Source organism: Klebsiella sp. AqSCr (genome assembly GCF_008452795.1).
Classification (GTDB): domain Bacteria; phylum Pseudomonadota; class Gammaproteobacteria; order Enterobacterales; family Enterobacteriaceae; genus Klebsiella; species Klebsiella pneumoniae.
This window is the reverse complement of sequence record NZ_MJDM01000001.1, coordinates 242,948-254,293: the sequence shown is the minus strand read 5'-3', so window position 1 is coordinate 254,293 and position 11,346 is coordinate 242,948. Positions and strand designations below refer to the sequence as shown.

General features: G+C 57.7%; 10 protein-coding genes. 7 read left to right on the top strand and 3 right to left on the bottom strand.

The window, feature by feature from the left end:
- Positions 1 to 97: 97 nt before the first annotated feature.
- A complete protein-coding gene (gene pdhR / locus BHE81_RS01190) occupies positions 98 to 877 on the bottom strand; it encodes a pyruvate dehydrogenase complex transcriptional repressor PdhR (RefSeq protein ID WP_002888699.1) in 780 nt (259 codons plus the stop codon).
- Between the two features lie 643 nt (positions 878 to 1,520).
- Here pdhR and aroP point away from each other — a divergent pair.
- The 3 genes from aroP to BHE81_RS01175 all read left to right on the top strand — a co-directional run bounded on the left by aroP (position 1,521) and on the right by BHE81_RS01175 (position 5,432).
- Positions 1,521 to 2,891, top strand: coding sequence for an aromatic amino acid transporter AroP (gene aroP / locus BHE81_RS01185; RefSeq protein WP_004147090.1), 1,371 nt, complete (start codon positions 1,521 to 1,523; stop codon positions 2,889 to 2,891).
- Positions 2,892 to 3,075: 184 nt separating this feature from the next.
- On the top strand, positions 3,076 to 4,482 hold the full coding sequence (locus BHE81_RS01180; RefSeq protein WP_004145929.1) for a glycoside-pentoside-hexuronide (GPH):cation symporter: 1,407 nt from the start codon (positions 3,076 to 3,078) through the stop codon (positions 4,480 to 4,482).
- Complete coding sequence (locus BHE81_RS01175) at positions 4,482 to 5,432, top strand: family 43 glycosylhydrolase (RefSeq protein ID WP_023302306.1); 951 nt, start codon at positions 4,482 to 4,484, stop codon at positions 5,430 to 5,432. Before BHE81_RS01180 ends, BHE81_RS01175 begins: the two co-directional genes overlap by 1 nt.
- Positions 5,433 to 5,667: 235 nt before the next feature.
- On the opposite strand, the gene ampE is transcribed toward BHE81_RS01175, so the two are convergent.
- Both ampE and ampD read right to left on the bottom strand, forming a co-directional pair.
- Positions 5,668 to 6,522, bottom strand: coding sequence for a beta-lactamase regulator AmpE (gene ampE, locus BHE81_RS01170; protein WP_002888694.1), 855 nt, complete (start codon positions 6,520 to 6,522; stop codon positions 5,668 to 5,670).
- Complete coding sequence (ampD, locus tag BHE81_RS01165; protein ID WP_002888692.1) at positions 6,519 to 7,082, bottom strand: 1,6-anhydro-N-acetylmuramyl-L-alanine amidase AmpD; 564 nt, start codon at positions 7,080 to 7,082, stop codon at positions 6,519 to 6,521. Before ampD ends, ampE begins: the two co-directional genes overlap by 4 nt.
- Before the next feature lie 133 nt (positions 7,083 to 7,215).
- On the opposite strand from ampD, the gene nadC reads away from it, so the two are divergent.
- From nadC to hofC, 4 genes are all read left to right on the top strand, one after another.
- Positions 7,216 to 8,109: a carboxylating nicotinate-nucleotide diphosphorylase gene (nadC, locus tag BHE81_RS01160; protein ID WP_002888684.1), complete on the top strand. Its 894-nt coding sequence runs from the start codon at positions 7,216 to 7,218 to the stop codon at positions 8,107 to 8,109.
- A gap of 181 nt (positions 8,110 to 8,290) precedes the next feature.
- The gene (ppdD, locus tag BHE81_RS01155) at positions 8,291 to 8,722 is read left to right on the top strand and encodes a prepilin peptidase-dependent pilin (protein WP_002888683.1); all 432 of its coding nucleotides are present in this window, start codon (positions 8,291 to 8,293) and stop codon (positions 8,720 to 8,722) included.
- A 10-nt stretch (positions 8,723 to 8,732) separates the two neighbouring features.
- Positions 8,733 to 10,118 (top strand): type II secretion system protein GspE, encoded by a 1,386-nt coding sequence (gene gspE / locus BHE81_RS01150; RefSeq protein ID WP_004145935.1) that lies wholly within the window; start codon positions 8,733 to 8,735, stop codon positions 10,116 to 10,118.
- Positions 10,108 to 11,313: a protein transport protein HofC gene (hofC, locus tag BHE81_RS01145; RefSeq protein ID WP_004182933.1), complete on the top strand. Its 1,206-nt coding sequence runs from the start codon at positions 10,108 to 10,110 to the stop codon at positions 11,311 to 11,313. The genes gspE and hofC overlap by 11 nt, the downstream gene beginning before the upstream one ends.
- Positions 11,314 to 11,346 lie beyond the last annotated feature (33 nt).

Sequence of the window (11,346 nt, the reverse complement as noted above, 5' to 3'; positions counted from 1 at the left end):
AACCTGTCCCATTGAACTCTTCGTTCTTCACGCTGGAACAACCAAAAATTCAATAAGACAGGTTCTGCGTTTAGTTGCCGCGCTCTAAAAATGGCGCTTAAGAACCGGAGTTCTCGTCCTTTCGTTGCTGTAAACGACGCAGTGAGCGCTCTCGACGGCTCTGCTCACGACTACGATCCAGCAAAATTTCCTCAATGAACGCCAGGTGACGGTGCGACGCTTCACGCGCCTGCTCCGGCTCCCCGGCCATTATCGCCTCGAAAATGCGAGTGCGATGGTTGCTGACCAACGGGAGCATTTCCCGCCGGGCATACAGCAATTCAAAGTTCTGACGCACGTTTTGCGCCAACATCGGCTCCATACACCTTAGCAGATGAAGCAACACCACATTGTGTGCCGCCTCGGTGACGGCGATTTGATACTGGACGACGGCGCCGGACTCAGCGTCCAAATCGCCCGACTGCTGAGCGCGTTCAATAGCCTGATGCAGCTCACGGATACGGTCGCGATCCTCATCATTGCTGCGCAGCGCCGCGTAATAGGCCGCGATGCCTTCCAGCGCGTGACGGGTCTCAAGCAGATCGAATTGGGATTCAGGGTGATCGGACAGCAGCTCAACCAGCGGATCGCTGAAGCTCTGCCACAGGCGGCTCTGAACAAACGTTCCACCTCCCTGACGACGAAGCAACAAGCCCTTGGCTTCGAGGCGTTGAATCGCCTCACGCAGCGAGGGGCGGGAAACGTCGAACTGTTTAGCCAGTTCTCGTTCTGGCGGGAGTTTTTCACCGGGGCGCAAGGTCCCCTCAAGAATCAGAAACTCCAGCTGCTGCTCTATCACATCGGATAATTTTGGTTGGCGGATTTTGCTGTAGGCCATATTCCCTGTCTCTGCCATTAGCCCGGAGTCAATTGGTCTTACCAATTTAAAGTTCGTAGCGCTAAAGTAACAAAGTATTCACCTTCTGTCCATACAGGTTTTGATTGAAATCAGTAAACCCGGGACATTTTAACAACCTTACAGAAATAACATTTCAGAAATGTAACCTTGCACAAATGTTACGTTTACTCACAAAGAGGTAGCCTTAACTTTATAGAAACGAAAAATTACGCTTTCTGAACCGATTCAACGCTGCAATAAATGAATGCAAAGTCATTTATAGTGAATAAATAATGACAAAGCAGCATGCATCAAAATACGACAGATTGTGACTATTGATGTCTTTTTAGACACATCGTCATCATCCCTTCATAAAGCAGGTGCATTCAAACGCGCTTACCACTATTCTGCCGGAGACGAAAGGCCTTTTTCGGAATTACCACACAGCCTTCCGTAAACAAAACAATACAGAAACGGAAGTTCCTGAATACACAAACACAACAATATGTGCGCGCCATCACTCAGGTAAAAAGTGGGCCACTTCGCCCAAATTTTCGCTGGCTATGCTTTCAGGCAGGGACAGCAGTGAAGCAGCAACCTGACGGATGACGTACACAAAAAATAACCACACACGAGGTTTCATATGGAAGGTCAACAGCACGGCGATCGGCTGAAGCGCGGCCTGAAAAACCGTCACATTCAGCTCATCGCGCTGGGCGGGGCTATCGGCACCGGCCTGTTTCTGGGGAGCGCGTCCGTCATTCAGTCCGCCGGCCCGGGTATCATTCTTGGTTACGCTATCGCCGGTTTTATCGCTTTCCTGATCATGCGTCAGCTGGGCGAAATGGTGGTGGAAGAGCCGGTGGCCGGCTCATTTAGCCACTTTGCTTACAAATACTGGGGCGGTTTTGCCGGCTTCGCCTCCGGCTGGAACTACTGGGTACTGTATGTCCTGGTGGCCATGGCGGAACTGACCGCCGTTGGCAAATATATCCAGTTCTGGTGGCCGGAAATCCCTACCTGGGCCTCGGCGGCGGTCTTCTTCATCGCCATCAACGCCATTAACCTGACCAATGTCAAAGTGTTCGGTGAAATGGAATTCTGGTTCGCGATTATCAAAGTGGTCGCCGTAGTGGCGATGATTTTGTTCGGCGGCTGGCTGCTGTTCAGCGGCAACGGCGGCCCGCAGGCGACGGTACGTAACCTGTGGGACCAGGGGGGCTTCCTGCCGCACGGCTTTTACGGGCTGGTGATGATGATGGCGATCATCATGTTCTCCTTTGGCGGCCTGGAGCTGGTGGGGATCACCGCCGCGGAAGCGGATAATCCAGAGCAAAGCATTCCTAAAGCCACCAATCAGGTTATTTACCGTATTCTGATCTTCTATGTTGGTTCGCTGGCGGTGCTGCTCTCCCTGCTGCCGTGGACCCGCGTCACCGCGGACACCAGTCCGTTCGTCCTGATCTTCCATGAACTTGGCGATACGCTGGTGGCAAACGCTCTGAACGTGGTGGTGCTGACGGCAGCGCTGTCGGTTTATAACAGCTGCGTCTACTGCAACAGCCGTATGCTGTTCGGCCTTGCTCAGCAGGGCAACGCGCCAAAAGCGCTGCTCAGCGTCGACAAACGCGGCGTGCCGGTGAATACCATTCTCGTCTCGGCCCTGGTCACTGCGCTGTGCGTGCTGATCAACTACCTGGCGCCTGAATCTGCTTTCGGTCTGCTGATGGCGCTGGTGGTCTCGGCCCTGGTCATCAACTGGGCGATGATCAGCCTCGCGCATATGAAATTCCGTCGTGCCAAAAAGCAGCAGGGCGTGGTCACGCGTTTCCCGGCCCTCTTCTATCCGCTGGGCAACTGGCTGTGCCTGCTGTTTATGGCGGCGGTGCTGGTGATTATGCTGATGACCCCGGGGATGGCGATTTCCGTCTGGCTGATCCCGGTATGGATTGCGGTGCTGGGCGTGGGCTACCTGTTTAAAGAGAAAGCCGCCGCCACCATAAAAGCACAATAATACATCTCACCAATACTTCACTTTGCTCTGCGCCCTCCCCTGAATAATGGGCGCAGAGCATTGTTATCTGCTTCACACTTTCCCCTCCATAGCTTATTTATCCATATCGTCAACGAGTTCCTGCAACGTATTTCTGCCAACCGCAGCCAATAATTCTCTCCATACTGCAACGGAGAGACCGCACATGGCAGAGAACACGCTTTCAATAAGAGAAAAGATTGGTTACGGGATGGGTGATGCCGGATGCAATATTATCTTTGGCGCCATCATGCTGTTTGTGAACTATTTTTACACTGATATATTCGGACTGGCGCCGGCGCTGGTCGGCGTACTTCTGCTCTCGGTGCGAGTCATCGATGCGGTAACCGACCCTATCATGGGCGCTCTTGCCGACCGCACCCGTAGTAAATATGGTCGCTTTCGTCCATGGCTGCTGTGGATCGCCTTCCCCTACGCCCTGTTCAGCGTCCTGATGTTCACCACTCCTGAGTGGACCTACAATAGCAAAGTCATCTATGCGTTTGTGACCTACTTTCTGCTGTCGATTACCTATACCGCGATTAATATTCCCTACTGCTCGCTGGGAACGGTGATGACCGCCGATCCGAAAGAGCGTGTTGCCTGCCAGTCTTATCGTTTCGTCATGGTGGGTATCGCCACGCTCCTGCTGTCATTGACGCTGCTGCCAATGGCCGACTGGTTCGGCGGCGCCGATAAAGCGAAGGGCTACCAGATGGCGATGACCGTGCTGGCCTTTATCGGTATGTGTATGTTCCTGTTTTGCTTCGCCACCGTGCGCGAACGTATCCGCCCGGCGGTGCAGACGAATGACGAACTGAAAAAAGATCTGAAAGACGTCTGGAAAAATGACCAGTGGGTGCGCATCCTGCTGCTAACGCTTTGCAACGTCTGTCCGGGCTTTATCCGCATGGCCGCCACCATGTACTACGTCACCTGGGTGATGGGACAAAGCACCCATTTTGCCACCCTGTTTATCAGCCTCGGCGTAGTTGGGATGATGATTGGCAGCATGCTGGCGAAAGTCCTGACCGACCGCTGGTGCAAACTGCAGGTTTTCTTCTGGACCAATATCGTGCTGGCCGTGTTCTCCTGCGCCTTCTATTTCTTTAATCCACACGCCACCACGCTGATTATGGTGCTCTACTTCCTGCTCAACATTCTGCATCAAATCCCTTCCCCGCTACACTGGTCGCTAATGTCCGACGTTGATGACTACGGCGAATGGAAAACCGGCAAGCGCATCACCGGTATTAGCTTCTCCGGTAATCTGTTCTTCCTGAAGGTCGGCCTGGCGGTCGCCGGGGCAATGGTCGGTTTCCTGCTGTCATGGTACGGCTACGACGCCGGCGCGAAAGCGCAAAGCGCCTCCGCGCTGAACGGTATCGTGCTGCTATTCTCAGTCATTCCCGGCGTCGGCTATCTGATCACCGCCGGCGTGGTGCGCCTGCTGAAGGTTGACCGTACCCTGATGCGCCAGATTCAGAGCGATCTGGAGAAGCGCCGCAGCAACTACAGCGAGCTGAACGAATACCAGGAACTGAAAACCAGTGAACACGTAAGGAAAGCCTGATGAACAACTGGCCAAACCCCTTTATTGAACAGCGTGCAGATCCCTTTATCCTGCGCCATCTTAGCCACTACTACTTTATTGCCTCGGTGCCGGAATACGACCGGCTGGAGATCCGGCGCGCGGTAACCCTTGAAGGATTACGCGATGCTGAGCCGGTCGTGGTTTGGCGCGCGCCGCAAAGCGGGCCGATGAGCCAGCTGATTTGGGCGCCGGAGCTGCATGAAATAGACGGTAAGTGGTATATCTATTTTGCCGCCACCCATACTCACGATCTGGATGCGCTGGGGATGTTCCAGCATCGCATGTTCGTTCTCGAGTGCGCTGACAGCGATCCGCTGACCGGCCGCTGGCAGGAAAAAGGCCAGGTGGTCACGCCTTTCGATACCTTCGCCCTCGATGCCACCACTTTTACCCATCAGGGGAAACGCTGGTATCTGTGGGCGCAAAAATCCCCGCATATCGAAGGCAACTCAAACCTGTATCTCGCCGAAATGGCTAACCCGTGGACGTTAAAAGGCGAGCCGGTCATGCTGAGCAAGCCGGAGTTCGACTGGGAGTGCCGGGGATTTAAGGTCAACGAAGGGCCTGCGGTACTGATGCATGGCGATAAGCTATTTATCAGCTATTCCGCCAGCGCCACCGATGAAAACTACTGCATGGGGTTGTTATGGATCGACCGGCAGGCCGATCCGCTGCAGCTGGCAAACTGGCATAAAGCTCCGCAGCCGGTGTTCCGCACCAGCTATGAAAACCGCCAGTATGGCCCAGGTCATAATAGTTTTACCCAAACGCCGGAAGGGGAAGATGTGCTGGTGTACCACGCGCGGAATTACACCGAGATTGAAGGCGACCCGCTGTATGATCCCAATCGCCATACGCGGTTAAAGCTGGTCAGCTGGCGGGAAGACGGGATGCCCGACTTCGGTATTCCACCGGCGGATACGCTGTAGCGGTTCGGAATGTTACCCGCTGGCGCGGGTTCTCCAGGCCGGGTCAGGCGAAGCCGCCACCCGGCAACATGACCAGCACGGCGTCTGATATATCGCCCGGCGGCGCTGTTGCTTGCCGGGCCTACGTGACGTGAGCCTGCGGGTGACTCGCCAGGCCGGATAAGCGCAGCGCCATCAGGCAACAAAAGCCCCGCAGGTACGTACATCGTGGCAGGCAGCGCGCGGGCTCAGGCCGTTAAACCAGGGTACCGTAAATCGTCAGCAGCGCCATAATCACCACTACCACCAGCGAAGTCTTCTTAGCCATCGATACCGCAGCCTTCGGCGTCGCTACTTTATCCACGTGCGGCTCACGGGCCAGGGAATACTGCGCCAGGCGGGTCAACACCTGATACTGCGACGAATGGCGGTCGCCCAGCGAAGCAAACCACGCCGGGAGCGCTTTTTCACCATGGCCCACCAGGGCATAGACCACCCCCACCAGACGCACCGGCAGCCAGTCCACAATATGCAGGATACCATCGATCCCGGACTGCAACCGGTGGTGCGGCGTCTGGTAGCGCGCCAGCCATGTCTGCCAGGCGCGCAGTACGCTGTAGGCGATAAGCGTCAGCGGGCCCCAGGCACCCCCCACGACAAACCAGAAAAGCGGCGCCAGATAGTATCGATAGTTAATCCACAGCAGCGCATTTTGCAGTTCGCTAAGGTACTCACGCTCATCACAGCCCGGCGGCACGCCGTGAATCAGCGTCAGCTCGCTGGCCATGGCATCGCAGGCGCGACTGTCATTGCGCGACGCCGCTTTCAGATAGGCATGGTAGTGCAGCCGAACTTTGCCGGCGCCAATGCATAGCAGGCCCAGTAAAATCCAGAACACCAGCAGCGGTATGTTAAACAGCTGCCCCTGCAGCAGACGCTGAATGATATACACGACCGCGACGGCCACCAGCGTCATCAGCAGCGTGCCCGGTAACGAGAAATGTTTTATCCGGCGAAACACCACCTCCAGCCGATGATCAAGCTGCCAGTGTTCGCCCAGCTTAAACAGCCGTTCGGCGATAAGCACCAACAGCGTCGTAAACAGCGTCATGAGGTCTCCTTTTCTGACGGGGCGCTGAGCAGCGCACGGTATTTTATCCAGTCAAAGGCCGGTCCTGGATCGGTTTTCCGCACGGGCGCGATATCGCTGTGGCCCGCAATGTTTTCGGCGATAGCCGGATAAAGCGCGATCAGCAGATCCGTCACCGCCGCCAGCTGCCGGTACTGCGCGTCGGTATACGCCAGAGTATCGGTGCCTTCCAGCTCTATGCCGATGGAAAAGTCATTGCAGCGTTCGCGTCCCTGATAACAGGAGACGCCCGCATGCCACGCCCGCTTATCGAAAGGCACATACTGCACGATTTCGCCATCACGGCGAATCAGACAATGCGCCGAAACGCGCAGATGAGCAATCTCGGCAAAGAAAGGATGCGCGTGCGGATCCAGGGTACCAGTGAACAGCGCATCAATCCACGGACCACCAAATTCCCCCGGTGGCAGGCTAATGTTATGCACCACCAGTAAGGAAGGGGTCTCTTCATCCGGACGGCAGTCATGGTGCGGCGAGGGAACCCGACGCGCGCCGACCAACCACCCCTCGTTCAACTGCATGCGGGATCTCCTTTCGCGAACTCATGCTTCCGGGCCACACGCCGGCCCAAAGGATGAAGTGTGTATGGTACTGAAACGTCGTTCAGGTTAGCATGTTTCCCACTTCTGAATCTTATCTATCTGGAGCTTTATCATGTCGCCTCGTCGTTACAACCCCGACCGCCGCCGTGACGTGCTGCTGGAACGTATTAATCTCGATATTACCGATGCTGTCGCACACTCCCTACGGGAAGATCTGGGCGGCGAAGTCGACGCCAACAACGATATTAGCGCGCAATTATTGCCGCAGGATGCACGCTCCCATGCGGTGGTCATTACTCGTGAAGATGGCGTCTTCTGTGGCAAACGCTGGGTGGAAGAGGTCTTTATTCAGCTCGCCGGTGACGATGTGAATATCACCTGGCACGTGGCCGACGGCGATGCGGTCAAAGCCGACCAGCCGCTGTTCGAATTGGAAGGCCCGTCGCGTATTCTGCTCACCGGCGAACGCACGGCGCTGAACTTTGTGCAAACCCTCTCCGGCGTCGCCAGCGTCGTCCGTCGCTATGTCGACCTGCTCGCCGGCACCAAAACCCAACTGCTGGATACGCGCAAAACGCTGCCAGGGCTGCGTACCGCGCTGAAATACGCGGTACTCTGCGGCGGCGGCGCCAACCATCGACTGGGCCTGTTCGACGCGTTCCTGATTAAAGAAAACCACATTATCGCCTCCGGATCGATCCGTCAGGCAGTGGAAAAGGCGTTCTGGCTGCATCCTGATGTGCCGGTGGAAGTGGAAGTGGAAACCCTGGATGAACTGGAGCAGGCGTTAAAAGCCGGGGCCGATATCATTATGCTCGATAACTTCACCACCGACCTGATGCGCGAGGCGGTGAAAATTACCGCAGGCCAGGCGGCGCTGGAGGTCTCCGGCAACGTTACCTTTGACACCATCCGCGAATTCGCCGATACCGGCGTCGACTATATTTCCGTCGGCGCCCTGACCAAACATGTGCAGGCGCTCGACCTGTCGATGCGCTTCCGCTGAGCAACAGGCCTTCACGCTTCCGGGCGTGAAGGCCTGAATTTGCGGCCCGCCTCGCAGTCGCCCGTGCTCACCATGAAATCCAGATAAAAACCCTGGAACCCGCTTTCCCGGATCGTTTTCGCCCCCTCGCCTGCGCCCCTCAATCCCTTCACAGTGCTCCTGTCACAACAAGGAGCGACTTATGGATAAACAACGAGGTTTTACCCTGATTGAACTGATGGTGGTTATCGGAATCATCGCCATTCTTAGCGCCATCGGCATCCCGGCCTACCAGAACTACCTGCGTAAAGCCGCCCTCACCGACCTGCTGCAGACCTTTGTCCCTTACCGGACAGCCATCGAACTTTGCGCGCTCGATCATGGCGGCCTAACGCCATGCGACGGCGGCAGCAACGGCATTCCCTCGCCGACAACCACGCGCTACCTCTCCGCCATGAGCGTGGCCAAAGGGGTCGTCACCCTCACCGGTCAGGAGAGTCTGAACGGACTGGGGGTCACCCTGACGCCGACCTGGGACAATGCCGAGGGCGTCACCGGCTGGCAGCGCGTCTGCACCATCACCGGCAATAGCGCGCTTCAGCAGGCCTGCGAAGACGTTTTCCGGGTGAAGTGAGGGCGAATGCATGAAAACAGAACAGCTGATCCCTCTCTGCCGTCGCTACCACGCCATGCTGCTGCATAGCGATGAACAGACAATCTCTATTGCGGTGGTTAATACCCCGCCGGCGGAGTTAATGGAGGCGCTACGCTTCGCGACGCAAAAGCGGATCGACATTGAATGCTGGAGCCAGGAGCAGATGGATAAGCGTCTGCAGGCCCAGGAAAAGCAGGCGCAACTGGCGCAGAACGACGGGCCGGAAAATATCGCCGAACGGGTCAACCAGATCCTCGAACAGGCCCTGCGTCAGCGGGCGTCTGATATTCATATCGAGCCCACGGAAACGCACTTACGCATCCGCCTGCGGGTCGATGGCGTCCTTCACGCCCTACCGTTGCTGGCTCCCGAACTGGCCGCACCGGTTATCGCGCGACTCAAGGTCCTGGCCAGTCTCGATATCGCCGAGCACCGTTTACCGCAGGATGGCCAGTTCGCGCTGAATCTTGCGGGACGACCGCTCTCTTTTCGCATCGCCACTCTGCCCTGCCGCTATGGCGAAAAGATTGTCCTGCGCCTTCTGCATCAGGTTGACCAGGCGCTGGATCTGGAAGCACTCGGACTCTCATCCTCCCAGCTGGCGGCCTTTCGCCAGGCGCTGAACCAGCCGCAGGGTCTGCTGCTGGTCACCGGCCCAACCGGAAGCGGGAAAACGGTGACCCTCTACAGCGCCCTGCAGGCCAGAAACCGTGAGCAAGTGAATATCTGTAGCGTGGAGGATCCACTGGAGATCCCCATCGCCGGGATGAACCAGACGCAAATCAATCCCCGCGCCGGACTCACTTTTCACAGTGTGCTGCGCGCCCTGTTACGCCAGGATCCGGATATTGTCATGGTGGGCGAGATCCGCGATGCCGAGACCGCTGAAATCGCGCTCAAAGCCGCCCAGACCGGTCATCTGGTGCTCTCCACCCTGCACACCAATTCCACCAGCGAAACCCTGACGCGCCTGCAGCAAATGGGCATCGCCCGCTGGATGATTTCCTCTGCGCTCTCGCTGGTCATCGCCCAGCGTCTGGTCCGCAAGCTGTGTCCCCACTGTCGGCGTAATGCCGGCAGCGCCGCCGACCTGCCGCACAGCCTGTGGCCCCGCCCGCTGCCACGCTGGCAGGCAGCGGGCTGCGAACATTGTTACCACGGATATTACGGCCGGCTGGCGCTGTTCGAAGTGCTGCCTGTTACCCCCGGGCTACGCCAGGGGATAGTCCAGGGACTTAACGCCATTGAGATTGAATCTCTGGCGCGAGCCGCGGGGATGATGACGCTTTTTGAAAGCGGCTGTCAGGCTATCGAACAGGGATTGACCAGCCTCGAAGAGGTGGTGCGGGTGCTGGGGATCCCCCATGGCGACTAAGCGTCTCTGGCGCTGGCGCGGTATCGATGTGCAGGGCGCCCCCTGTCAGGGGATGCTATGGCAAACCAAGCGTCTGGAGGTCCTGCAGCACCTCCAACAGCAGCGAGTCATACCGCTGGCCGTACGCCGCTGTGCGGTGAAGCAGAGCCTCTGGCACCCGCGCTACAGTTGCGAAACGATCCGCCAGCTGGCGACCCTGCTGCAGGCCGGCCTGCCGCTGGCGGAAGGGTTATCGCTGCTGGCGCAGCAGCAGTCGCATGCCCAGTGGCAGGCGCTGCTTGAGGCGCTGGGCCGCGAGCTGGCCCAGGGCGTGGCGTTCTCTGCCGCGCTGGCGCAGTGGCCCCAGGCTTTTCCGCCACTATATCTGGCGATGATTAGCACCGGCGAACTGACGGGCAAGCTCGATATCTGCTGCCTGCAGTTGGCGAATCAGCAGCAGGAGCAGCAGCGGCTCGCCAGCAAAGTCAAAAAAGCGCTGCGCTACCCGCTGATCGTGCTCTCTCTGGCGCTGTTGGTGGTGCTGGGGATGCTCTATTTTGTCCTGCCCGAGTTCACCGCCATCTACCAGACGTTCAGTACGCCGCTACCGCTATTGACGCGGATGGTCGTTGCGGCAGGCGACATGCTAAGTCGCGGCTGGCCGCTGCTGCTGGCCTCGCTGCTGAGCCCGCTGCTGCTCAACCAGCTGATCCGGCGGCGCAGCGACTGGTTGCTGCGCCGCCAGCGGTTGCTTAACGCGCTCCCTCTCATTGGCTCCCTGATCGGCGGACAACAGCTGAGCCTGATCTTCACCATCCTGGCGTTAACCCAAAGCGCCGGTATTAGCTTTCTGCAGGGGCTGCAAAGCGTTGAAGAGTCCCTGTCGTGCCCGCTGTGGCGCCAGCGTCTGGCGCAGGCCCGCGCGCTGATCGTTCAGGGGGAGCCGATTTGGCAGGCGTTAAGCCGCTGCGGCGGTTTTACACCGCTGTGCCTGCAGCTCATCCGCACGGGGGAAAGCGCGGGAGCGCTGGATCAGATGCTGGAAAACCTGGCGCATCACCATCGCCAGCAAACCTATCAGCGAGCCGATAGTCTGGCTGCGCATCTTGAACCAATGATGCTGGTGATAACCGGCTCGCTGGTCGGGATTCTGGTGGTGGCAATGTATTTGCCCGTTTTTCACCTGGGCGATGCCATTGGCGGGGCGGGAGGATGAGAAACACTGGCGCCGCGCAGGCGCCAGTGCAGC

What these genes read in the sequence shown, in the direction of transcription:
- hofC (WP_004182933.1), top strand. Translation starts at nt 10,108, where the DNA reads ATGGCGACTAAGCGTCTCTGGCGCTGGCGCGGTATCGATGTGCAGGGC.
- ampD (WP_002888692.1), bottom strand. Translation starts at nt 7,082, where the DNA reads ATGCAGTTGAACGAGGGGTGGTTGGTCGGCGCGCGTCGGGTTCCCTCG.
- ampE (WP_002888694.1), bottom strand. Translation starts at nt 6,522, where the DNA reads ATGACGCTGTTTACGACGCTGTTGGTGCTTATCGCCGAACGGCTGTTT.
- nadC (WP_002888684.1), top strand. Translation starts at nt 7,216, where the DNA reads ATGTCGCCTCGTCGTTACAACCCCGACCGCCGCCGTGACGTGCTGCTG.
- pdhR (WP_002888699.1), bottom strand. Translation starts at nt 877, where the DNA reads ATGGCCTACAGCAAAATCCGCCAACCAAAATTATCCGATGTGATAGAG.
- BHE81_RS01180 (WP_004145929.1), top strand. Translation starts at nt 3,076, where the DNA reads ATGGCAGAGAACACGCTTTCAATAAGAGAAAAGATTGGTTACGGGATG.
- ppdD (WP_002888683.1), top strand. Translation starts at nt 8,291, where the DNA reads ATGGATAAACAACGAGGTTTTACCCTGATTGAACTGATGGTGGTTATC.
- aroP (WP_004147090.1), top strand. Translation starts at nt 1,521, where the DNA reads ATGGAAGGTCAACAGCACGGCGATCGGCTGAAGCGCGGCCTGAAAAAC.
- BHE81_RS01175 (WP_023302306.1), top strand. Translation starts at nt 4,482, where the DNA reads ATGAACAACTGGCCAAACCCCTTTATTGAACAGCGTGCAGATCCCTTT.
- gspE (WP_004145935.1), top strand. Translation starts at nt 8,733, where the DNA reads ATGAAAACAGAACAGCTGATCCCTCTCTGCCGTCGCTACCACGCCATG.